This is a genomic window from Legionella clemsonensis (assembly GCF_002240035.1).
In the GTDB taxonomy this organism is placed as follows: domain Bacteria; phylum Pseudomonadota; class Gammaproteobacteria; order Legionellales; family Legionellaceae; genus Tatlockia; species Tatlockia clemsonensis.
Map to the genome: position 1 here is coordinate 215857 of NZ_CP016397.1, position 24482 is coordinate 240338.

The following is a 24482-nucleotide window of genomic DNA, read 5'->3' on the forward strand; positions in this document are numbered from 1 at the left end:
TTGAATAGATGATAGGAAGGGAACATTCCCTTCCACTAAAAATATTGTGATTTTTTTAAATCACATCGGAATTTGCAGTTAATTTGGCAAAACTGGCAAAATAATCTCTGACTTTTTCTCCAATTTCGGGATGACGTAAGGCATAATGCATCGTAGCTTTAACAAAACCAAATTTATCTCCGCAATCATATCGCGTCCCTTGAAAACTAAAACCCAATACCTCTTGAACGTTTATGAGTTGTGCAATTGCATCGGTAAGCTGGATTTCCTCGTCTTTTCCTGCTGAGATTTCTTCCAAAATGGAAAAAATTTCATAGTTAAAAATATAGCGCCCTACCACCCCCAGAGAAGAAGGCGCTTTTTCGGGAGAGGGTTTCTCAACAATGCCGTTTATTTCATAATAGGTATCCAGGCATTGGGAAACTGAAATCACCCCATATTTGATTGAATCAGCGGGCTCAATTTTTTCTACTGCAAGAATATTCGCCTGAGTTTTATGGTAAAGTGATACCATTTGCGCTAAGCAATTTTCAGCGTTGCTCATGATTAAATCATCAGGCAATAATACAGCAAAGGGTTCATCGTTGATAACCTGATGCGCATATTTTATAGCATCTCCTAAACCTTTTGGCTCAGGCTGCTTTATAAACACACATTGAATGGAAGGAGGCAAAATATTATTAATGGTCGGCAATAAAGAGAGTTTACCCTCTATTTTTAGTCTTTCCTGAAGCTCATGGCTAGGAATAAGATGATCCTTGATAGCACGTTTAGAACTGTTAGTGATAAAAATTAATTCTTCAAACCCTGCAGAAACGGCCTCCTCTACGGCATATTGAATAAGTGGTTTATCCACGACGGCTAGCATTTCCTTGGGATTCGCTTTTGTAGCAGGTAAAAATCGAGTTCCTAACCCGGCAACGGGAAATACTACCTTTTTTAACCTTTTTACCATCTCTATCATCCTTGAAAAAAATCAGCAGGATTTTTAGTATAGTGAAGAAAATCTTTTTTTTAATGAAAAATTTAAATTTTTTTTTAGTAGGTGCGTCTTTAGAAAAAATCAGGTAATGTAAGTGAAAATGCCCTCTAGAACTAAGTAAGGGAATAAGCAGCTTGTGCACTATGAATGCGTTTAATTAATCTATTACCTATCTCATTTGCTGCAGTGCCCAAACTTGCCACTATTGTTTTAAGGATGAAGAATGAAAAAAAATATATTAATTACCGGCGGTGCTGGTTTTATAGGCTCCCATTTGGCAGATGAACTCATTGCAAAGGGCTACAAAATAAGGGCTTTAGACAATTTGTCTGAACAGGTGCATGGATTAAAAACTCAGCGGCCCGACTATCTTCATCCGGAAGTTGAACTTATTTTAGGCGATGTAAGGGACAAGGAGACCGTAAGAAAAGCGCTTCAGGGTATCGATGCTGTTTTTCATTTTGCTGCGATGGTAGGAGTAGGGCAAAGTATGTACCAGATAAAAAATTACACTGATGTCAATAATCTGGGTACAGCTATATTGCTGGAAGCGCTGATAGAATCTCCTGTTGAAAAACTCATTGTTGCTTCCAGCATGAGCATTTACGGAGAGGGATTGTATAAAACAACCACAGGCACTTCCGTTGAAGAATGCAAGCGCAAACTTGAGGATTTAAAAAATCAACAATGGGAATTGCAGGAGGATGCACAAAATTATCTAATGCCCATTCCAACCCCCGAAGACAAAAAACCTTGTCTCTCATCGGTATATGCGCTTTCCAAATATGACCAGGAACGTTTGTGCCTGATTACTGGTAAGGCCTATGGCATACCTGCTACTGCATTGCGCTTCTTTAACGTATACGGAACCAGACAAGCGCTTTCTAATCCGTATACCGGTGTATTGGCTATTTTTGCCTCAAGATTATTAAACAATAATGCCCCCTTAATTTTTGAGGATGGTTTGCAAAAAAGAGATTTTGTGCACGTTAAGGATGTGGCCAGAGCTTGCCGATTAGCATTGGAGAATAGTAATGCTGACGGAGAAGTGATTAATATAGGCAGCGGTAATCAGTACACCATCCGTGAAATTGCAGAAAAGCTTGCCCAGGTTATGAATAAAGAAATTGAACCTCAGGTAACGGGCAAATATCGAGTGGGCGATATACGTCATTGTTTTGCCGACTTAACAAAGGCAAGAGCATTATTAGGATTTGAACCTTGCGTCCCATTTAATGAAGGATTGGCTGAGCTGTCTGTGTGGCTTGAAGGACAAATAGCGATTGATCATGTCCATAAGGCCACCAATGAGTTAGCTTTGCGAGGTTTGACAGTATAGAGAAGGAAGCGTTTATGAAAGGTACAATTGGAAATGAAAACTATACCCTGATAACCGGTGGGGCAGGTTTTATCGGCACCAATTTGGCTGACAGGCTCCTTGGTCAAGGTAGAAGGGTAATGATTTATGACAATTTATCCCGACCAGGGGTAGAGCAGAATCTGCAATGGCTTAAAGGAAAATATGGTAATCAGGTTATTATACAGATAGCCGACATTAGAGAAAAAAAAGTACTTCAGGCGTGTGTAAACAACGCGCAACAAATTTTTCATTTTCTGGCGCAGGTAGCAGTCACTTCCTCCATTACAAATCCTGAAGATGATTTTGAGGTCAATTTAGTCGGCACATTTAATCTATTGGAAGCGCTACGACATTCCTCCCGTACTCCTCCTTTGATATTTACCTCCACTAACAAGGTATATGGTGATTTAAGAGATCTTGCATTTACTACCAATCAAACCCGATTTTACCCAGAAGACGCAACCATTGATCTAAACGGTATTGATGAGAATCAGCCACTTGATTTTCATAGTCCCTACGGTTGCTCGAAAGGCTCGGCAGATCAGTATGTGCTGGATTATTCAAGGTGCTACGGACTTAAAACAACTGTCTTTAGAATGAGTTGTATCTATGGGCCTCATCAATTTGGCAATGAAGATCAGGGGTGGGTTGCTCATTTCACAATTAGTGCGCTGGAGAGCAAGCCCGTTGTAATTTATGGTAACGGCAAGCAGGTAAGAGACATTCTTTTTGTAGAAGATTTGATTGAGGCATTTCTGCTGGCAGAGCAACATATTGATAAACTATCAGGAAATGCATTCAATATTGGGGGCGGGCCTAAAAATACTGTAAGCCTGATTGAGGTTGTTGAGCTCATTCAGAAAAAAACAGGCAAAGAAATCGACCTGATTTTTGAGGAATGGAGAACAGGGGATCAGTGCTATTACGTTTCTAATATTGCCAAATTTAAAAGCGCAACCGGTTGGTCGCCTAAGATTTCAGTATCCCAGGGTGTGGAGAGGCTTATCTCCTGGTTGAATGAATCAAAAAATCATTTTTCTAAGGAAAGCAAGTTTTTATCAAAAGCAATGGTTGAATAATGGAAACATCTTTATTAACTAAAAAAATTAACCCCATAAGACCAAAGACTTCAATGATGAAAGCTGCGGTCATCTCGGCACCTCGAAAAGCAGCTGCCATTGTTGTTGCAGTTCCTGAGCCCAATAAAGGCGAAGTACGTATTAAAATTGAGGGAAGTGGCGTATGCGCTTCCAATATCCCTGTCTGGGAAGGAAGAGATTGGTTTTCCTATCCTCTTGCAGCGGGTAACCCCGGTCACGAAGGCTGGGGAATTATAGACGCTATAGGGCCTGAGGTTGAGGGACTTAACGTGGGCGACAGAGTAACCTGCCTTTCCTATAATGCCTACGCGGAATATGACATTGCCAAAGCGGAGGAAGTCATTGTTTTACCGACTTTTCTAGAAGGAAAACCTTTCCCTGGTGAGGCATTGGGTTGCGTTATGAATATTTTTAGCCGTAGTGATATCCATGCTGGACAAACAGTCGCAGTAGTGGGTACAGGTTTTTTAGGTATCCTGCTCATTCAATTATTAAAATCAGCAGGGGCAAACGTTATTGCTATATCAAAACGTAGCTTTTCACTTCAAGCAGCAGCAGCGGCCGGAGCAGCTCAAACAATACCGATGAATGATCATTATGAGGTAATCGAGCGAGTGCAACAGTTAACTGGTAATGCATTTTGTGACCGGGTGATTGAAGTAACTGGTAAGGAATGGCCTTTAAATCTTGCTATCGAGCTTACGGCTGAAAGAGGTAAATTGATTGTCGCTGGTTTTCATCAAGATGGTATGCGGCAAGTCAATATGCAGTTGCTGAACTGGAGAGGAATAGACATGATTAACGCGCATGAGAGGAATCCTAAGCAGTATATCAAAGGGATACAGCATGCGATTAGAGCTATTGAGGAGGGAAAAATGAATCCTTTTCCCCTTTTTACGCATTTGTTTACACTGGATAAAGCAGAGCAAGCCTTGAACTTACTTACCGAAAGACCCGAGGGCTTTATTAAAGCTTTGCTAATTAATAAGGCAGTAGTATGACGGCAACTACTCCTTCTAATTCTAAAAAGCGCTTGTCTCTGGGATTTATTGGTGTGGGCTGGATAGGCAGAAGCAGAATGGAAGCACTTATTAACCAGGGCAATATCAAGGCTGTGGTAATCGCCGAGCCCTGTATGCAAAATGCTTCCAATGCCCTAAAGATGGCAGCAGGCGCCAGACTGGTTAAGTCACCTGAGGATGTATATAAAAACGAAGCGCTTGATGGTATTGTAATTGCTACCCCTAGTGCATTGCATGCCTCACAATCGTTGGAAGCTTTGAAAGCAGGTAAAGCCGTATTTTGTCAAAAGCCATTAGGTAGGACGTCTGAAGAAGTAGAGCAAATTATAAACGCATCAAAAGAGGCTGATAAATTACTTTTTGTTGATTTATCTTACCGCTATACAAAAGCTTTTCAGGCAATATACGACACCATTATTCGTGGTGAAATTGGTAGAATACATGCTGTCAATCTAGTATTTCATAATGCTTATGGTCCTGATAAAGCATGGTTCTATGATATAAAACAATCTGGTGGCGGTTGTGTCATCGATCTGGGCGTACACCTGCTTGATATGGCCTTGTATTGTTTAGGTTTTCCTGAAGTTATCAACTTGCAAAGTCATCTTTACAGTAGAGGGATAAAATTAAAGCCCAATGAAGAAAAGGTAGAGGATTTTGCCAAAATATTTATGAGTACCGCAGATGAAACGACCTTAAGCCTTGAGTGCTCATGGAATGCTTCGGCAGGACAGGATGCAGTCATTGAAGTTGTTTTTTATGGCAGCGAAGGCGGTGTAGCGTTAAAAAATATAAATGGTTCATTTTACGATTTCAAAGCTGAAAAGTATAAGGGAACTCATACCCAAATTCTTGTTTTACCACCTGATGATTGGAGTGGAAGAACAGGGCTGGCATGGGCTGAAAAAATTGCAGCAGGACAGGGTTATGATCAGGTAATAGCCAATGAATATTTAAAAACTGCTCGGATAATTGACAGAATTTATGGAAGATAAAATAACATTATTAATGACAGCTGATACGGTAGGAGGAGTTTGGACGTATACGGTCAACCTCTGTAAGGGATTGCTGGATTATAACGTGGAAATCCATCTGATGACTTTGGGGGGGAAGCTGAGTAAACAGCAGCTTGAAGAGATAAATCGTCTGTCAAATGTAAGTTTATACTGCAGTGAATATAAGCTGGAATGGATGGAAAATCCCTGGGAAGATATGACGCTTGCCGAGCAATGGATAAGAGCAATTTATAAAAAAGTTAATCCTGATATTATCCATTTTAACAATTATGTGGAAGCAAAGGGCGAGTGGCTATGTCCTGTTGTCACTGTTTTTCATTCTTGCGTACAAACATGGTGGAAGGCTGTAAAAGGAGAGAAAGCACCTGCAGAATGGGAAAGGTATCGACACGCTGTTAAAAAATCCATTTTTTCATCGGATATTTTGATTGCACCCTCCAGAGCGATGCTTTGTGAGGCGCAGAGTATTTATGGAAAAGTTAACGTTGCAAAAGTAATTTATAACGGCAGTGATAGTTGGAACTTAAATGAATATGATAGAAAAGAATCCTTTATTTTAACAGCAGGACGTGTATGGGATGAAGCCAAAAACATCCTTCTGCTGTCAGAAATAGCAGATGAGCTTGATTGGCCAGTTTATATCGCCGGCAATACTATTAATCCCAACACGGGTCAAGCCAAGATGCCCGGGAATGCCCATTTTTTAGGACGTCTATCGCATCAAGAACTACAGACTTACATGCAACGGGCAGCCGTGTTTGTTATGCCTGCACGTTATGAACCTTTTGGCCTTGCTGTGCTTGAAGCAGCACAGGCTGGCTGTGCACTGGCTTTAGGGCAGATAGAATCGCTTGAAGAAATTTGGCAGGATGCAGCGCTTTATTTTAAACCAGATGATAAAGCCAAGGTTGTTGAAACCTTGCAACAAATAATAAAAGACAGAAGCTTGCGTTTAAAGTTGGCTTCCGCTGCCTCCTTGAGAGCCAAAAATTTTACCCTGGAGCAAATGACACGGGAATATGTGGAGCTTTATAAGGATCTCCTGAGAAAAAAAGCGTTTAGAAAAATTAATATGGAAGCTATATGAAAGCAGTGATGTTTTACCATTCCCTGGCCTCAGACTGGAATCATGGGAATGCCCATTTCTTAAGAGGTGTTGCACAAGAGTTGATTAATCGGGATTATGAAGTGGAGGTGTATGAACCCTTGGGAGGATGGAGCTTTTCTAATCTCGTTAAAGATCATGGTCAAGAAAAATTGGAAGAGTTTAAAAAATATTTTCCAACCCTTCAACCTCGCTTTTATGATCCTAAAAATCCAGAGTATAAAAAGTTACTCAGCGGTGCCGATTTAGTCATTGTTCATGAATGGAATGAGCCTGAATTAGTTGCAACCCTAGGTAGATTAAAAAAAATCTATGGGTATAAGCTACTGTTTCATGATACTCATCATCGTGCTGTTTCAGACGAACAGAGCATGGCAAAGTATGATTTTACAGAGTACGATGGTGCCCTGGTGTTTGGAAAATTAATACAAGATATTTATAAGCATAAAAAATGGATCAGCAGAACATGGGTTTGGCATGAAGCTGCTCATCACCACTTGTTTACTCCTCAGTTTGCTGAAGAAAAAAAAGGCGATTTAGTGTGGATTGGCAATTGGGGAGACAATGAGCGCACCAATGAACTTATGGAGTTTTTAATAAAACCTGTAAAGGAATTAAGATTAAAAGCAAAAGTATACGGTGTACGCTACCCGCAAGAGGCGCTACAGGCACTTAAGGATGCGGGTATCGAATATGGAGGATGGCTTCCAAACTATAAAGTACCGGAAGTTTTTGCCCAATATAAAGTGACAGTACATGTACCGCGGGGCCCCTATGTTAAAAAACTATCAGGCATACCTACCATCCGGCCGTTTGAAGCCATGGCTTGTGGTATACCACTTATTTGTTCACCCTGGGATGATTCCGAGAAGCTTTTTAATCCCGGAGAGGATTATTTAACAGCAAATAATGGACAGGAAATGAAGGAGCATTTAGAACAGCTTTTAAATAATGAGGAACTTTCCGAAAAATTGGCTAAACACGGGCGTCAAACTATTTTGCAAAGGCATACCTGTTCACACCGCGTCAATGAACTCGAAACCATATTGGCAGAGCTCTAAACGATGAAAGCAAAGAATAAAAAGTTAAACATTGTTTTTTTTGGCTCAAGTATAGTCTCGGCTTATTGGAATGGCGCCGCCACTTATTACCGAGGTATTGTCAAAGCGCTCTATAAAATGGGACATAACGTCACCTTTAATGAGCCAGACATCTATGAGCGGCAGCAGCACAGGGATATTGCCGATCCTGACTATTGCCGCGTCAAAGTATATCAAAGTCAGGAAAAAGAGATTATGCAACTGATTGAGGAAGCCTCAACAGCCGATGTAATCATAAAAGCAAGTGGTGTAGGGCAACATGATGCATTGTTAGAGCAGGAAGTCGTGAGGCTTAAGCAAAAAAATAATCTTGTTATTTTCTGGGATGTTGATGCCCCAGCTACTCTCGACAGAATAAACAATAATCCTGAAGATCCTTTTAATCAATTAATCCCTCTGTATGATTTTATTTTAACTTATGGTGGGGGACAGCCGGTTATTGATGCTTATGAAAATAAAGGCGCTAAACAATGCATCCCCATTTATAATGCTCTTGATATAGATACCCATTTTCCAGTTGCCTCTTATGAGGACTTTAATGCAAGCCTGGGCTTTTTGGGCAATCGTTTGCCTGATAGAGAAGCCAGAGTCGATGACTTCTTTCTTGTGCCGGCAAGCCGTTTGCCGGAGAAAAGATTTCTTCTTGGAGGGAGTGGATGGGAAAATAAATCAATGCCTCACAATGTGAATTATGTGGGACATGTTTATACAAAAGATCATAATGCCTTTAACTGCACTCCTCTGGCAGTATTAAACATTAGTAGAGAGAGTATGGCAAAATATGGATATTCGCCTGCTACACGAGTATTTGAGGCAGCAGGCGCTGCGGCCTGTATAATTACTGATTACTGGGAAGGGATAGAAGTTTTCTTTGAGCCTGATAAAGAAATACTGGTTGCCCGTAATGGTGAGGAAGTCGCCGAAATTTTACAAAAACTCACAGAAGAAAATGCACGCCAGATAGGGCATGCGGCCTATAAAAAAGTTTTAGAAAATCATACTTATGAGAATAGGGCACACCTGTTACAGTCTGTCTTTAATGATTCATTATCGTCCGTGCAATAGTAGGTTTAAAGGAAGGAACAGCTATGAAATTTGTGGTAATAGGATTATCAATTAGTTCCTCATGGGGCAATGGTCACGCTACTACTTACAGAGCATTACTGAAAGAAGTGGCGAAAATGGGACATGAAGTCTTGTTTCTTGAAAGAGATGTTCCTTATTATGCAGCGAATAGAGATCTCCCTTATCCTGATTTTTGTTTATTAAATTTGTACAACTCCAATGAAGAACTTTTTAGGAGATTTGAAAAAGAAGTGGCTGATGCAGATGTTGTCATTGTAGGTTCTTATGTACAACAAGGAGTGGAAGTCGGTAAATGGATTGTTGCGACCGCCCAAGGGGTTAAGGCATTTTATGATATTGATACCCCTGTAACCATGGCAAAACTGCAAAGGGAAGACTTCGAATACCTCATCCCTGAGCTTGTCAGCCAATATGACCTTTACCTGTCGTTCTCCGGAGGATCTGTATTACAACATATTGAAAAACATTATGGTTCGCCTGCCGCACGGGCTTTATATTGTTCTGTCGACCCTGAAAGCTACTTTCCCGAGCTTTGCTCTAAAAAGTGGGACATGGGTTATCTTGGTACTTATAGTACAGACCGACAGCCTGCTGTTGACCTTCTTCTTTGTAAAACTGCACTTGCTTGTCCTCAGAAAAATTTTATTGTGGCTGGGCCGCAGTATCCTGCAGACATTATTTGGCCTGAAAATGTAGAGCGCATAGAGCATTTGTCGCCTGTACATCATCGAAATTTTTATAACAGCCAACGATTTACTCTCAATGTGACCCGTGCTGATATGATAAAATTTGGCTATTCTCCCAGCGTAAGATTATTTGAAGCAGCTGCTTGTGGTGTCCCTGTTATTTCTGATTACTGGGAGGGTCTTACCAGTTTTTTTGCCGATGGAACGGAAATACTTGTCGCCAAATCGACAAAAGATGTGTTAAATATTCTAGAAACCTTCACTGAAGAAGAATGTAGGCAGGTTGGCGAAAACGCAAGACAAAAAGTATTAAAAAAACATACAGCTAAAACTCGTGCTTATGAGTTGGTAGGTTATGTTGCAGAAGTCATGGAATGCCCCAGGAATGTTAGAAAGGAAGTTAGCGTATGACAGTAGAGCAGGAAATAAAAAAACTGGAACCCTGGTTCCACAATATCCATTTGCCGGACGGCAGACAAACTGCACCCGATCATCCTTTAGGAGATTTTCCTTCATTTAAATGGCAAAAAATTCAAAATGCCATTCCTATGGATCTGACGGGGTGGCGCGTATTGGATATAGGCTGTAATGCAGGCTTTTACTCAGTGGAGCTCGCAAAAAGAGGTGCGGAGGTACTCGCTATAGATTTGGATGAACATTATTTACGGCAGGCTCAGTGGGTAGCTTCTCAGTTCGAAGTCGAAAGCAGGATCACCTTCAAATGCATGCAGGTTTACGACTTAGCTCATAAGGATTACCAATTTGACCTTGTTTGGTTTATGGGTGTATTTTACCATTTGCGGTATCCGCTTTTGGCATTAGATATAATCACTAAAAAAGTGAAAGGAATGATGGTTTTTCAGACCCTTTCCATTCCTGGTACAGATGAAATGACAGTTCCTGTTGATATAGCCCTTAATGAACGCGAAATATTAAAGGATCCTGCTTTTCCATCAATGGCTTTTATTGAAAATCGCTTGGCAGGAGATCCAACAAACTGGTGGGTACCTAATCACCAGTGTGTCCTGTCAATGCTAAAAAATTGTGGTTTTGCGGTCACAGGAATGCCTGAAAAAGAAACCTACATTGCTGTGAAAAACAATGATCTTCAGGCAGATTTTGATACATGGAACCACTCTGAATATTTGTCTGCCATAGGTAAAGAATGGAAGAATACAGTCAATAACAAAACAAAAAATTAATGTTTTTTAAAGACAGGAAATTTTAGTTTTATGTAGTGAGTTTTATTTATTAACTCTAATTACTAACGGCAGGAGCCATGAAAAAAATATTAATTACAGGAGCAGCAGGTTTTTTAGGGTCACATCTATGCGATCGCTTTATAAAAGAAGACTATAATGTAATTGCAATGGATAATCTTATAACCGGTACTCTTAAAAATCTGGAGCACCTTTTCCCTTTAAAAAATTTCGTTTTCTATCATCATGATGTCACAAAATTTGTCAATATACCTGATCAGTTGGATTATATTCTACACTTTGCTTCACCAGCCAGCCCCATAGATTATTTAAAAATTCCCATACAAACACTAAAAGTAGGCTCTTTAGGGACTCATAATCTTTTAGGGCTCGCCCGGGTTAAAAAAGCCAGAATACTTATTGCTTCCACGTCTGAAGTGTATGGTGATCCTTTAGTGCATCCGCAAAACGAAGACTACTATGGAAATGTGAATACGATAGGTCCCAGAGGGGTCTATGATGAAGCTAAACGCTTTCAGGAAGCCATTACAATGGCCTATCATAGTTTTCATGGTGTTGAAACTCGTATTGTTAGAATATTTAATACTTACGGCCCCAGAATGAGATTGAATGATGGAAGAGTCATTCCAACCTTTATGGGTCAGGCACTACGCGGAGAGGATCTCACTGTTTTTGGCGACGGGATGCAGACACGGTCATTTTGCTATGTGGATGATCTGATTGAAGGCATATACCGGCTGCTGCATTCGGACTATCCTTATCCAGTCAATTTAGGCAATCCAGATGAAATAACCATTAAGGATTTTGCGGAAGAAATCATTAAACTCACCGGAGCCAAACAAAAAATTATTTATAAACCGCTTCCAGCGAATGATCCACTACAGCGTAGGCCAGATATAAGTAGAGCTCAAGCATTATTGGGTTGGGAGCCTAAGGTAGGCCGCCATAAGGGTATGGAAATAACGTTTAATTATTTTAAATCCCTTAATCAAAAGGAGTTTTTTGCTGAAGAACACAAAGATTTTGAAGAATATATACACTAACAGCCTTAGCGAATAACAAGTAAAGACTGTCTTGAGGTGTAAATAACAGGTATAACGAACTCATTGAAAGGATGCAGGCATGAATGTTTCAGTATACGGTGCAGGATATGTAGGATTAGTCAGTGCAGCTTGTCTTGCATCGCTTGGTCATAAGGTTGTCTGTGCTGATATCGACGCTAAAAAGATTGGGCTGTTACAACAAGGCAGTTGTCCTTTACATGAAAAAAATCTTAAGGAACTGCTTGAAAACTCCTGCAAAACCAAGCAATTGCAATTTACTCAAGATTTATCGTTTGCAGTTTCACAAAGTGAGCTCCATATTATTGCTACCGGCACTCCTTCCCTGCCAGATGGTGCAGCAGACTTATCACAGGTATTTTCGGTTGCCGAAAAAATTGCCCAGGAAATAAAACAGGATACTATTCTTCTTATCAAATCCACTGTTCCGGTGGGTACATGTGATGAGGTCAGTACTTTTACCAAGCAGATTTTGTCAGTGCGCCGTAAGAACTATAAAATTGATGTAGTTTCAAATCCTGAGTTTTTGCGTGAAGGCAATGCGGTTTCTGATTTTTTAGAGGCTGAGCGAATCGTTGCCGGTGGCGATGAAACCGCTCTAGGAGAGGTTCAACGCCTCTATCAACCACTGTTGGATAAGGGTATTCCTTTCCTTTGTATGAGTCGTACTTCAGCAGAGTTAACCAAATATGCAGCCAATACGCTGCTTGCCTGCAAAATCAGTTTTATCAATCAAATCAGTCGAATTGCAGAAGCAGCTGGCGCAGATATTGATGATATACGTCTGGGTATTGGTTATGACAAGAGAATAGGTTCTGAATTTCTTTTACCAGGGATAGGCTATGGTGGCTCTTGTTTTCCCAAAGATGTTCGCGCTCTGAGGGCTACTGCAAAAGCATTTCAGCTTGATGCAGGGTTGATTGAAGCTATAGAAGCGATTAATAACAGGCAAAAAAATTGGGCCTATGAAACGCTGGAAGGCCACTTTAAAGGACAACTTGAAGGGCGCACTATCGGTATTTGGGGGCTTGCATTCAAACCAGATACTGATGATTTAAGAGAAGCAAGTAGTCTTAATCTCATTCACTCCCTACTCAAAGCCAATGTGCGAGTGAAGTTATATGATCCTCAAGCAATGCTGCATGCACAAAAAATGTTAAAGGGGCATGAGGCTATTCAATGGTGCGAATCAGCAAGTTTTGCGGCTACCGAGGTGGATGCGCTGGTCATTGTAACGGAATGGTCTGAGTTTAAAAACTATTCTTTGCAAAAGCTTGCAGCCCAATTAAAAAAAGCCCCACTTATTGATGGACGTAATTGCTTTAGTTTGGCAGTAATAAAAAATTCAAGCCTTGCCTGCTACTATTCAGTTGGAAGACCTACAGTAGTCAATCCTACTTATGTCGATACTCAAACTTTTCAGAAGGAGCCAGACTATTCTCTTTAAATTTCTTTCTTCCCTGTTGAACTCCTACAGGAGGGGTGGCGCGTGCTGAACTGGTTACAAGGAAACCCACTTCAGGACACACTGGGTATTTGTCAGTGGTTCCACTATGAGGATTATGCTTCTGTTGAAAGGGCGCGTGAGTTCCTGCTCGATTTAGGGATACGACATTTGCGAACAGGAATTTCCTGGGCTGATTTTCATCGTCCGCGTGGTGCGGACTGGTACAATTATCAGATGGAAGCTTTAAAGGATTTTGAGGTTTTACTCTCAGTATGGCATACACCACCTTCGCGCGCTGAAGGTGAAGGCTGCAATAGTCCACCTCGACGTCTCGACGATTATGCAGATTTTATTGAGCAAGTGATTTGTGAGTATGGGCATACTTTTGCTACCCTGGAACTTTGGAACGAACCCAATAACCGCTACAAGTGGGATTTTACCCACTATGATCCGCACTGGGAGAAATTCGGAACAATGGTTGGAGCTGCTGCCAAGCGTGCGCATGGCCTTGGTCGTCGCACTGTCCTAGGCGGGATCATGCCTGTTGACTCCTCTTGGCTGCGTCTGATGGAAAGCTACCGTGCGCTCGAGCACATAGACATTATCGCTATCCACGGATTTCCCGAAATGTGGTGGGACAGTGGACCGATTAATTGGGAGCAACGTCACATGTGGCGTGGTTGGACCGAAAAAATCGACAGTATACGTCCAATTGCAGGCGAGCGGCCGGTATGGATTACCGAGACAGGTCTCGCGACTTGGCACCTCGCCTGGAGCATTCCTGGTCGCTATAACCTGCAGGTTACACAACTGGAGCAAGCGATTCAGGCTCCCGCTGAGCGTCTATATTGGTACTCCCTGATTGATCTGGATCCGCAACGTGAAGCTATTGAAGGCTTTCATGTGGATGAGAATGAGTACCACTTGGGGCTGGTAACTTTTGATGGACAGAAGAAGCCCGCTTACTGGCGATTCAAAGAGCTACTTCAGGCTTCTTCCACCATGGAACTCAGCAGCGAGGATTACAGGTGAAGACATTTACTGCCAAGGGTGTGACAGTTCCCTCACTGGGATTAGGTACTTGGCGGCTCAATGGCGCTGCCTGCGAGGAAGTCGTCGAGCATGCACTTGAGATTGGTTACCGACACATTGATACCGCGCAGGGTTATGAGAATGAGGCTGAGGTTGGGGCGGCTATTGCTCGCAGCGGTCTTCGTCGCGAGGAGGTGTGGTTGACAAGCAAGGTCTGGGTTGATGACGCTCCACTCATGGATCTGGTATCAGTGGCGCAGAAGAGCCTTGAGCGACTGCGTGTTGACCGTCTTGATCTGCTCCTCGCCCACTGGCCACCACCGCGATCTCCCATTGAGCGTGCAATCAATGCCTTAAGTGAGGTGCGCAATCGCGGCCTGACCTGTCACACTGGCCTTAGTAACTTTACACCTTCCCAAGTTGAGACGGCTCTAAGTATTGACCCCTTTCTGCTCTGTAACCAGGTGGAAATGCACCCCTATCTGCGCCAGGACCGGCTTCTGGCACAGGCCAAAACTCGAGACATTTTGCCCGTTGCCTACTGTCCGCTTGCGCAAGGCCGTGCAGCGCGAGATCCGGTGCTTTGTGCAATCGGGGCACGCCGTGGATGGACCGCGGCGCAGGTATGTTTGCGCTGGCTGCTTCAACGCGGCGTGGTAGTGATTCCCAAGGCAACTAACCGCGCCCACCTTCTCGCAAACGTTGCAGTTTTTGACCTCGAGCAACTCAGTGACGAGGAGATGTGCGAAATTGATGCGTTGCACTCCGAAGATCGCAGCATCAATCCAGAGTTCGCCCCCAACTGGGACAATTAAAGAAGCACGAAATTTTTCCTCAGTTCGTGCACCAGGACTAACTTTTCCATCTGAGGATGCGGGTGTTCGGGTAAAAGTAAAGAAGAAATAATTTATAAAGTTGAGCAGGTCGATGCTCTAAGGGACGTAAGACAAATTAAAGCCACTGAAAGGTTCGCCAAATGAAGGATAATCAGTATATAATGGTTGCGTTTTTTTTACATGTGTTGCGGGGATGTAAATGACTCAAGAAATATTGGCGGCAGCGGCCATTATTGCAGAAGAGCTTAAGGTTAAAGTTTCGCAAGTGGAAACAGCTATTCGTTTGCTGGATGATGGAGCAACAGTTCCATTTATCGCACGGTACCGTAAAGAAGCCACCGAAGGACTTGATGATACCCAATTGCGACTGTTAGCGGAGCGCTTGTTTTATATTCGTGAATTAAATGAGCGACGCGCTGTCGTTTTGGCATCAATTCGTGAACAGGAGAAATTAACGCCTGAACTTGAAAAGGCTATTCTTGCTGCGGACACCAAAACACGACTTGAGGATTTATATCTACCTTACAGGCCGAAACGCCGCACGAAAGCGCAATTGGCTAAAGAAGCTGGCCTGGAGCCTTTGGCTTTGACATTATGGCAAAATCCCGCTTTAACTCCGGAGGCAACAGCACAAGAATTTATTAATCCTGAAGCCGGTGTGATGGATGTAAAAGCTGCTCTTGAAGGGGCCAGTCAAATCCTTATGGAGAAGTTTGCTGAAGATGCTGAACTGATTAACGAATTACGTGAATACTTATGGCAGCATGCTGTATTAAAATCAGCGGTTATCAGCGATAAAAAGGCAGTAGGAAGTAAATTCTCCGATTATTTCCAGTATGAAGAATCAATTAAAAAAATCCCTTCGCACCGCGCCTTGGCTCTATTTCGTGGACGTCGTGAGTCTGTTTTGCAGTTAAGTCTAATGCTTCCCGATGCTGACTACGGCGAAAAACGTGTTGCGTCTTATTTTAATATTAGTAATCAACAACGCGCCGCTGATTCTTGGTTACTGGATACCGTGCGTATGACCTGGAAGGTAAAATTGTTTACCAAACTTGAATTGGAGCTTTTTACACGTTTACGCGAAATGGCGGATGAAGAAGCAATTCATGTTTTCGCCAAAAATCTGCGTGATTTATTACTGGCAGCACCTGCAGGTCATCGAGTGACTATCGGCCTTGATCCTGGCATTCGGACAGGTGTCAAGGTTGTTGTGGTGGATGCAACTGGAAAATTACTCGATTACACGACTATTTTTCCTCTCGCACCACACAATGAATGGCATCAAGCTCTTGCAGAGCTGGCTAAATTAGCAGCCAAATATAATGTGAGTTTAATTAGTATTGGTAATGGTACAGGCTCTCGTGAAACGGAGCGTTTGGTTGCTGACATGATAAAGATGTACCCCGATCTGAAATTAACCAAAATTGTGGTGAATGAAGCAGGCGCCTCTGTTTATTCGGCCTCTGAATTGGCAGCCAGTGAATTTCCTGATTTGGATGTCTCTTTGCGCGGCGCTGTTTCGATTGCCAGACGTTTACAAGATCCTTTGGCGGAGTTAGTTAAAATTGAGCCCAAATCAATTGGGGTCGGGCAGTATCAGCATGATGTTAACCAAACACGTCTGGCACGCTCTTTGGATGGTGTTGTGGAGGATTGTGTGAATGCGGTGGGAGTTGATGTAAATACCGCCTCCGTGGCCTTACTGACCCGTGTCTCCGGATTAAACGAAACCCTGGCTAAAAATCTGGTCCAGTACAGGGATGAACACGGTGCCTTTAAAAATCGCGAACAGCTGAAAAATGTTGCGAGGATGGGAGAGAAATCTTTTCAACAAGCCGCTGGATTTTTACGCATCATGAATGGGGAAAATCCTTTAGATGCTTCTTGTGTGCACCCAGAGGCCTACCCTTTGGTAGAGAAAATTTTAAACGATCAAGCGGTTGATATCCGTAAGGCAATTGGTAACCGTGATTTACTGCAAAGTGTGAATGCTGAACGTTATGTTGATGATGTGTACGGATTACCTACTATTCGAGATGTATTAAGAGAATTGGAAAAACCAGGTCGTGATCCTCGTCCAGAATTCAAAACAGCTAATTTTAAAGAAGGCATCGAGGATATTAGTCATTTGGAAGAAGGGATGATTCTGGAAGGCGTTGTTTCTAATGTGACTAATTTTGGTGCATTTGTAGACGTTGGAGTTCATCAAGATGGCTTAGTGCATATCTCTGCTATGACAGACCGTTTTATTAGCGATCCACATGCCATTGTAAAAGCAGGTGATATTGTTACTGTAAAGGTAATTGAAGTGGATAAGGAGCGTCGCCGCATTGGTTTAAGCATGAAATTGCAAGAGGAAAAAGCGCCGGTAGTTCAGAAAAAAATGGCCAAACCTCAACAAGCTTTGGCGAAAAGATCATCTCCTATGAAAAAAACGACCAAGCATGAGGTTAAGAAAAAACAGGAAACAGCCAAGAAGACAATTTTTAATACGGCAATGGCAGATGCTTTGGCGAAATTAAAGCGTGGCTCCTAAACTATGACTATACCCCGTGGGGAATTAACCATTCAGACTCTAGCCATGCCAGCAGATACGAATGCCAATGGTGATATTTTTGGTGGCTGGCTGGTATCGCAAATGGATTTGGCAGCAGGTGTTCTTGCTAAAAAGATAGCCCATGGCAGAGTCGCGACAGTAGCTATTCACAGTATGACTTTTCTAAAGCCAGTGCATGTTGGTGATGTTGTAAGTTGTCATGTGGAATTAATTAAACGAGGTACAACGTCCATGACCATTGACGTGGAGGTTTGGGCGGAACCAGCTACTACGGGTGGCCGGTACAAAGTTACAGAAGGAACGTTTATTTTTGTGGCAATTAATGAGGAAGGTAAACCGCGAAAGGTACCTGACTGAGCATGACGGCTGAATTTGAAAACTTAAAAAAGTGGATAGCAAATATGGCGGCATTGATTATGCAAAATGCAGAGCCAGATCCACAGCATTTTTCATCCTTCCTCCAGCAACCCAATTTAGCACTGCATCTTATTCAACTGATAGATGATATAGAAGACGATGAGGAATCTGGGCAAGCCTATTATTCGGCTTGTGTTTTTGCTTTGGATATTTGTGTTGCACAGTTACACACAGCTCAAGAGAATGGAAATAAACTTGCCGCCAAGACCTTAAATCAATTAATGCTCCTCATTGCTGAAGCCATTAATCAAAGCCATCACAATTTAGGTTTCTGGCTTCCCGTACTGAATGCTTTTTATGAAGTCCATGTGGATTTGCTTCCTGAGTTAAAGCAGGCTTATCTGAATTTGGCTGGCCAAATAGAAGAGTTAACACCAGAGGAAGAAATTGATCATTTAAATGCTATTCGCGAAATGATTGAAGAGCTGTCAGATCTTTCTGTCTTTGATATTGCAGAAAATTTTTTTGCACAAAGCTATGCCATGCCACCTGATTTCTTTGTTGATTTACTGTTTGATTTATACAGCATCGAAGAAGGGCATGATATTGCCTTGCTAAGCTTATTACATCCCAAAAAAGAAGTTCGGGATGTAGCGATATCTACATTTAATCAAATCATGAAGACTGTCACCCTAAGCTCTGTCTCTCTTTCGCGTTTGCAAGCGATTAAAAACTGGTATCCCGCCTCTTATCATGGACAATTTGATTATTGGATTAAAATGCAACGCAAGAACGGTGTCGTATTTCATACAGAACCCCCTTGTCCTGTTATTCATATTAAAGCCAGTGAAGTAGATGGCAGTGGAGCTCAAGGTATTTTTATTCATGTTAAAAAACAGGGAAAAGATTATTTGTGTGGCTTGTTATTCAAATATGATTACGGTATTAAAGATGCCTGGATCACACCAGCAATCCAGGCCGATGATATCCCTAAATATTACCATGAAGCTTTTGATGAGAGTGTGACTCTACGAGAGATTGACTCTTCTTATTTATTAATGATGACTAGTCATTTTTTAGCATTAATGGTACAACGTGAAGAAATGCCTGATTTACATTTGCTGGAAATTCAGGAGCTTCTTGGGTTACATTTTCTTCCCCACCTCATCGATGTTTCCTCTTTAATTGAGCAATTATGCGTACAGATAACGCCGTTTACACCTGAAGCGTTACAATTATCACTAAAGCGTTCTAAATCCTGGCCAAAGAGCAAACGTTTTACAGAGTCCTGGTACATTGAAAATTCTCATATTGATAAATTAGTAAATCGCTGCTGTACAATTATCGAAGGTGTTAAGGTGTGTACTATGGAAGAAGCAATGGATGCAGTGTTCGCCCAGGAATTAGAACCTCAGCGAGAAAGGTGGTTATTTCATTTTTTATGGATAGCGTTGTGGGTAAAATCTAAGGCGCGGAAAAATGAAAAAATATGGCAGGATAGTTTATTCATCGCTTATGCCATCCATTCCGGGATTCCTTTAAAAGACCTTCCAATCATGAATGAAATCTGCCTGCAAACAGTCATCAATAGCATAGAAACCATGAATGAACGTCGGACTTACTTAAATCAAGAATAAATCTGTGGATAAAGTTGTTCTTAAAAATAAATTTTGCCGAAAAAGAAGACATATACCAAAATAACAGTATGATTATTAATGATATTACTTAAGAATCTCTCTATTTTTAGAATCCACAATTTCTGTGGATAAAATTGTGGGTTTCAATATTAATTCCTGAAAAAACTGAACCTTAGATGGTTGTGCTTTTTTAAACCAATTAAATCCCAAATAGGCATGAGGTAATACGTCTTAAGTGTTAGAACGCGCTGCTGTAGCCTTAAATGATGCACTGTGTAATCAAGGCTACAGTTGATTTACTAATAAATACATCGTGATTTGTTAAGCACGCTTAATCGTAAAGTTTAGGTGTGATGTTGAATCATCTGGTATAGGTTCTGGTTTTTTGATGGGTTCTATATCAGGTAATGATTCGGGTTCTGTTTCGGGTAATTCAACAGGTTCTGATTCAGGAAGATTAGCTGGACCGGGCTCATTTGGTTCTGGTAAAGGTGGTTCTTCTAAGGGTTTCTCTTGATTACTGTCTTCCATTGTTTGATGTAACATACCCACCAATTGAAAGAGGACGTGTTTAATTCCTACTAATTCCTCAGCAATTCGTCTTAATTCAAAACTTGCTTGTACAGTTTCTTTTGAGACTTCCATATCTAGCTCCACGTACCTTAATTGATACAGTTAATACTCTTGATAGTTGGAAAGTCGTTTTACCTCCCTTTAAAAATGATTTACTTTCCATGGATAACTGTTTGATTAAAAAATTGACCTCTCATTTTAAAACTTATCATATTAGCTATTATTGTCAATAATTAAGACATGCAGTTTCTTTTAAAATCAATAAATCAGTAGGATTTAACTAGAGCAGCAGTGAAAAATAAACTTAGTTATTTTCCAATAAAAGAGATACGACCGGTCGGCTCCAAATAAGCGCTGGAAACCATTTTAATGTCATCTACATTTAATTGCACACGCATTTCTGCAAGAATATCATTCTGAGTTAAATGGTATTTTTGCAATTGAGGCCATAAAAGTTGTCCATCTTTCACAATTAAACGAGCGTGCCCTTTAATGAATGACTCAAGATAGGGAAAACGGTAGGTGATCATAGCAATAGCACGGTGAAAAATTACCAAGCTTATTACTGCAATCAACGTTGACATTAAACTGGCTGGACCATTGATCCCGCGGCTGATTAAACCACCAAAAATCACCAATAAAAGGTAATCGGAGGCAGTGTTTAAATTATAACGGCGGTTGCCATAGCGAATCAAAAAAATGCTAACACTAAAAAGCAACAATGAACGAATGACCACATAAAGAAGAGCCTGATTTGTATTAATATCAAACAAAAAATTCATTTTAGAGTTTCCTCAATCAATTCATCACGTAGTGTAAATTATCTTTGTAAAAGACAAAATATAAAGAGTAGGTTCCGACAAGGAAGGCGCTTCTTTATAAGGGTTTTTTGCAGGATAAGTAGTTGTCGTCTATGCTTAAAAATAGGTCATTTGATTAAAGGATTAATTGAGTGAGCAGGGGTAAGATTGCTTAAGTGATCAGCTGTATTGTCAGTGACCTAGTCAACATTTAAAGCTTGTATGGCCCCTACCAACTCTTCAATTATTCTGATGTTGCAGTACCTCTGAAAGTAGATGTCACTTAAGCAGTTAGAATTGCCGTAACTACAATTCTAAGAGATGACAAATGGGTATTAAATAGAAGATTAATAGGATGAGGGAGGTTGTGTTATGGACAAATTAATCCACTTGAAAATTGCATCAGCATTATTGTCCGGTGGTTTGGCTTTTGCTGCGTTTGCAAATGTTAATAATACCACAGTGGCACCAAGCACTGATCCTGCTACAGCTGTTCAATCACCTCAGTCTAATCAGACAGAAGGGATGAAGTCCAACAACACGCAAAGCACTACCATGCATTTAAGTGATGATGCATTATTGTCTGCTGTTGAATCCTCACTGGGTGCTTATAAAGATAAGGTAAGCATAAAGGTGACCAATGGGATTGTTTACCTATCCGGGCAATTACCTTCTGATACGGATTACGAAAATGTTGTTACCTTAGTGGAATCAACCCGAGGGATTGGCAATGTTAATGTGGATAATCTGACTGTTAAAGATAGTAAAGCACCTTTACAGGATAGCTGGATAACTGCCAAAGTCAAAGCTGCTTTGATTCAAGCAGATATTATGGGTAAAGACTTGCCTTCCTGGACAGTGGGTGTTGAAACTAAAAACGGACAGGTTTTCTTGTCAGGACAAGTTGCTTCAGCACAAGAAAAGCAGGCGATTTTAAATGTAGTTAAATCGGTCAAAGGTGTGAGTAAAGTGGATGATCAAATGCAAATTTCCGCTAATGCCGTAGACAATAACAACAATACGATGAATGATAATGCTACAACGAATGATGCAGCTCAAACAACTGGCTATTAATGGAATAAATTAAAGGAGGCAGAACAATGGCACATCAAATTGTAAATGCCGATGATGTCATCGGTGTAAAAGTTAAAAATTTACAGGGTGAAGATCTGGGTAAGATCGAAGCATTGATGCTGGATAAAATCGAAGGCTGTGTATCTTATGTAGTCTTGTCTTTTGGAGGTTTTCTGGGGATGGGCGATAAATTATTTGCCATGCCCTGGAGTATATTTTCCTATGACGAGAAACAAGACTGTTTCGTTATTGCTGTTGATAAAGAAACCTTAAAAAACTCTCCAGGCTTCGATAAAGATCATTGGCCTGATATGTCAAATCCGACTTGGGGCGCTTCAATTCATAAATATTATGGTGCTCTTCCCAATCGGGCAAGACATTAAGCGCGAATGTATTTAGCGTCTAATAAGAGCTAGCAGGGAATCAACAACTCCCTGCTGAGGGGGAGTTATGGCAAATGGAAAACAACAACCACCGCAGCACCAAAATCAGCAGCCCGGTATTGAAGCACGCATGCACCCCAAGCCACAATATGTATCTCCTCACTATCAAGGCAGTAATAAATTAGCTGGCAAGGTAGCCCTGATTACAGGTGGAGATAGTGGCATTGGGCGTGCTGTGGCTTGCGCCTTCGCCATGGAAGGGGCTGATGTGATTATTCACTATCTTAATGAACACGAAGATGCCGAAGAAACCAAACAATTTGTTGAAGGAACAGGAAGTCGCTGCTGGCTTTTATCAGCAAACTTGCAAACTTATGAGGCCTGTGAAGCATTAGTGAATAAGGCTTTAAATCTTGCACCACAGATAGATATTCTGGTGAATAACATTGCAGAACAGCATCCTAAAGATGCGATTGAGGAGATTAGTTGTAAACAACTTGAAGAAACGTTTAAAACAAATTTTTTTTCTTATTTCTACATGATCAAATCACTGCTCCCTCATTTAAAAAGAGGGAGTGTTATTATTAATACTACTTCAGTCACGGCCTATAAAGGGAGTGACCATCTTATCGATTATTCAGCGACAAAAGGAGCAATTATTGCCTTAACCCGATCGCTTTCGCAGAATTTAATTGCTAGAGGAATTCGCGTAAATGCAGTGGCTCCAGGACCGGTATGGACTCCCTTGATTCCTGCGAGTTTTACTGCTGAAGAGGTGGCTGAGTTTGGCTCGCAAGCACCGATGAATCGGGCTGGGCAGCCTTCAGAAATCGCGCCAGCTTTCGTTTTTTTAGCATCTGCTGACTCATCCTATATGACAGGGCAAGTATTGCATCCGAATGGAGGAATCATTGTAAATAGCTAATGAGAAAAGGAGGAAAGAGAAGATGAATAAGGAGTTGTTAACGCAAAAAGGAAAAATACCCACTGAAATGGATAAGAAAATAGAGGCGACAAAAGCCAAACGCAAAGCAAAAGAGAAAAGATTAGATAAAACTGTAGAAGATACTTTTCCAGCCAGTGATGCCACCGCAAAATATTAATTGTTAAAACAAAAGCGCATTAACTGGCCTAGTGTTTTAACATGCATTTTCTGCATTATCTTTGCCCTGTGTGCTTCGACAGTGGAAATGGCAATGGAAAGTTCATAAGCTATTTCCTTATTTAGTTTGCCTTCTAAAATTAAATCCAGTACTTGCCTTTCACGTTTGGTTAGCTCATTAAATCGTTCAGAAAAATTGGTGCGCTTAGCATCCTGTACCTTATTTAAACATTTTTGGACGGTTTCCAGAAGAGCTTGTGCATTAAACGGTTTTTGTACAAAATCCACTGCGCCTGCTTTCATCGCTCTAACTGCCATAGGAATATCACCATAAGCAGTCATAACAATCGTTGCAAGAGAACTTTTTTGCGTATTAAGATGTTCAATTAATTCTAATCCACTCATGAAAGGCATGCGTACATCGACAATTAGACAACCGCGTTCATTGACATCATGATGGGCAAGATAACTTTTAGTGCAACCGTAAGTTTTTACTGGCAAAGAAATTGACTCGCACAGCCAGCGAAGGGAATCGGTGATGGTTTTATCGTCGTCAATAATAATTACCTTGGGATGATTTTGATTCATAATGACATTAGTAAAACATCGCTAAAAACTACTAACTTCAGAATAACCTAAAACGATTACTTAGGGAATGATTTCATTGTTTACTCCAGTAAGAGTTTAATAGCGCATCGTATTACCGTATAAAAGATTCATAAGTTTTAATTGAAGAATAAAGATATACTGAGCCTTCTAGGGATCAATTAAAGTTTGCAATGGTCAGAAGGCCATTGAAAAATTTTTATATTAATTAAGTGAAAAAGGTGATACACAAGCAAGATGAATTACCTGAAAGAAAGTCACTGTAAGTGCATAACAATAGTTACTATTATGCATTTATTAACGTTTAGTAATCCAATTTTTAATTAAACTGAGTCTC

General features: G+C 41.1%; 24 protein-coding genes. 20 read left to right on the top strand and 4 right to left on the bottom strand.

Going from position 1 to position 24482, the window contains the following annotated elements; genetic code table 11:
* Positions 1-55: 55 nt before the first annotated feature.
* Entirely contained in the window at positions 56-955 is a 900-nt protein-coding gene (gene galU, locus clem_RS00950) for a UTP--glucose-1-phosphate uridylyltransferase GalU (RefSeq protein WP_232505521.1), read from the bottom strand.
* 250 nt (positions 956-1205) lie between these two features.
* Here galU and clem_RS00955 point away from each other — a divergent pair, with 250 nt between their 5' ends.
* From clem_RS00955 to clem_RS01030, 16 genes are all read left to right on the top strand, one after another.
* Positions 1206-2321: an SDR family NAD(P)-dependent oxidoreductase gene (locus clem_RS00955; RefSeq protein ID WP_094089893.1), complete on the top strand. Its 1116-nt coding sequence runs from the start codon at positions 1206-1208 to the stop codon at positions 2319-2321.
* Positions 2322-2335: 14 nt separating this feature from the next.
* Positions 2336-3421, top strand: coding sequence for an SDR family NAD(P)-dependent oxidoreductase (locus tag clem_RS00960; RefSeq protein WP_094089894.1), 1086 nt, complete (start codon positions 2336-2338; stop codon positions 3419-3421).
* Positions 3421-4443, top strand: a complete 1023-nt coding sequence (locus tag clem_RS00965) for an MDR/zinc-dependent alcohol dehydrogenase-like family protein (protein WP_198333170.1) — start codon at positions 3421-3423, stop codon at positions 4441-4443. Before clem_RS00960 ends, clem_RS00965 begins: the two co-directional genes overlap by 1 nt.
* Positions 4440-5459 (top strand): Gfo/Idh/MocA family protein, encoded by a 1020-nt coding sequence (locus tag clem_RS00970; RefSeq protein WP_094089895.1) that lies wholly within the window; start codon positions 4440-4442, stop codon positions 5457-5459. Before clem_RS00965 ends, clem_RS00970 begins: the two co-directional genes overlap by 4 nt.
* Entirely contained in the window at positions 5449-6567 is a 1119-nt protein-coding gene (locus tag clem_RS00975) for a glycosyltransferase family 4 protein (protein WP_094089896.1), read from the top strand. The genes clem_RS00970 and clem_RS00975 overlap by 11 nt, the downstream gene beginning before the upstream one ends.
* A complete protein-coding gene (locus tag clem_RS00980) occupies positions 6564-7646 on the top strand; it encodes a CgeB family protein (RefSeq protein WP_094089897.1) in 1083 nt (360 codons plus the stop codon). The genes clem_RS00975 and clem_RS00980 overlap by 4 nt, the downstream gene beginning before the upstream one ends.
* A gap of 3 nt (positions 7647-7649) precedes the next feature.
* The gene (locus clem_RS00985; RefSeq protein WP_094089898.1) at positions 7650-8750 is read left to right on the top strand and encodes a CgeB family protein; all 1101 of its coding nucleotides are present in this window, start codon (positions 7650-7652) and stop codon (positions 8748-8750) included.
* 23 nt (positions 8751-8773) lie between these two features.
* Positions 8774-9868, top strand: coding sequence for a CgeB family protein (locus clem_RS00990; RefSeq protein ID WP_094089899.1), 1095 nt, complete (start codon positions 8774-8776; stop codon positions 9866-9868).
* A complete protein-coding gene (locus clem_RS00995; protein ID WP_094089900.1) occupies positions 9865-10659 on the top strand; it encodes a TIGR04290 family methyltransferase in 795 nt (264 codons plus the stop codon). Before clem_RS00990 ends, clem_RS00995 begins: the two co-directional genes overlap by 4 nt.
* Positions 10660-10736: 77 nt before the next feature.
* Entirely contained in the window at positions 10737-11720 is a 984-nt protein-coding gene (locus tag clem_RS01000; RefSeq protein WP_094089901.1) for a UDP-glucuronic acid decarboxylase family protein, read from the top strand.
* Between the two features lie 79 nt (positions 11721-11799).
* Positions 11800-13185 carry a UDP-glucose dehydrogenase family protein gene (locus tag clem_RS01005; RefSeq protein WP_094089902.1) on the top strand — a complete coding sequence of 462 codons (1386 nt, stop codon included), beginning with the start codon at positions 11800-11802 and terminating at the stop codon, positions 13183-13185.
* A gap of 42 nt (positions 13186-13227) precedes the next feature.
* Complete coding sequence (locus clem_RS01010) at positions 13228-14217, top strand: glycoside hydrolase 5 family protein (RefSeq protein ID WP_094089903.1); 990 nt, start codon at positions 13228-13230, stop codon at positions 14215-14217.
* Complete coding sequence (locus tag clem_RS01015; RefSeq protein ID WP_157698137.1) at positions 14214-15032, top strand: aldo/keto reductase; 819 nt, start codon at positions 14214-14216, stop codon at positions 15030-15032. The genes clem_RS01010 and clem_RS01015 overlap by 4 nt, the downstream gene beginning before the upstream one ends.
* A gap of 220 nt (positions 15033-15252) precedes the next feature.
* Entirely contained in the window at positions 15253-17592 is a 2340-nt protein-coding gene (locus tag clem_RS01020) for a Tex family protein (RefSeq protein WP_094089905.1), read from the top strand.
* 3 nt (positions 17593-17595) lie between these two features.
* Positions 17596-17970 (top strand): acyl-CoA thioester hydrolase YciA, encoded by a 375-nt coding sequence (gene yciA, locus clem_RS01025; protein ID WP_094089906.1) that lies wholly within the window; start codon positions 17596-17598, stop codon positions 17968-17970.
* Between the two features lie 2 nt (positions 17971-17972).
* Positions 17973-19607, top strand: coding sequence for an exonuclease SbcCD subunit D C-terminal domain-containing protein (locus clem_RS01030; RefSeq protein ID WP_094089907.1), 1635 nt, complete (start codon positions 17973-17975; stop codon positions 19605-19607).
* A gap of 321 nt (positions 19608-19928) precedes the next feature.
* Here clem_RS01030 and clem_RS01035 read toward each other — a convergent pair whose 3' ends face one another.
* Complete coding sequence (locus clem_RS01035; protein ID WP_094089908.1) at positions 19929-20252, bottom strand: hypothetical protein; 324 nt, start codon at positions 20250-20252, stop codon at positions 19929-19931.
* A 236-nt stretch (positions 20253-20488) separates the two neighbouring features.
* A complete protein-coding gene (locus tag clem_RS01040) occupies positions 20489-20962 on the bottom strand; it encodes a DUF421 domain-containing protein (RefSeq protein ID WP_094089909.1) in 474 nt (157 codons plus the stop codon).
* A 390-nt stretch (positions 20963-21352) separates the two neighbouring features.
* On the opposite strand from clem_RS01040, the gene clem_RS01045 reads away from it, so the two are divergent.
* The 4 genes from clem_RS01045 (at position 21353) to clem_RS14690 (ending at position 23540) form a co-directional block, all read left to right on the top strand.
* Complete coding sequence (locus clem_RS01045; protein WP_094089910.1) at positions 21353-22054, top strand: BON domain-containing protein; 702 nt, start codon at positions 21353-21355, stop codon at positions 22052-22054.
* A gap of 26 nt (positions 22055-22080) precedes the next feature.
* Positions 22081-22437: a PRC-barrel domain-containing protein gene (locus clem_RS01050; RefSeq protein ID WP_094089911.1), complete on the top strand. Its 357-nt coding sequence runs from the start codon at positions 22081-22083 to the stop codon at positions 22435-22437.
* Between the two features lie 67 nt (positions 22438-22504).
* Positions 22505-23362, top strand: coding sequence for an SDR family oxidoreductase (locus clem_RS01055; RefSeq protein ID WP_094089912.1), 858 nt, complete (start codon positions 22505-22507; stop codon positions 23360-23362).
* A 22-nt stretch (positions 23363-23384) separates the two neighbouring features.
* Positions 23385-23540 (top strand): hypothetical protein, encoded by a 156-nt coding sequence (locus clem_RS14690; RefSeq protein WP_157698138.1) that lies wholly within the window; start codon positions 23385-23387, stop codon positions 23538-23540.
* On the opposite strand, the gene clem_RS01060 is transcribed toward clem_RS14690, so the two are convergent.
* Complete coding sequence (locus clem_RS01060; RefSeq protein WP_094089913.1) at positions 23537-24127, bottom strand: response regulator transcription factor; 591 nt, start codon at positions 24125-24127, stop codon at positions 23537-23539. The genes clem_RS14690 and clem_RS01060 overlap by 4 nt on opposite strands.
* Positions 24128-24482: the final 355 nt, after the last annotated feature.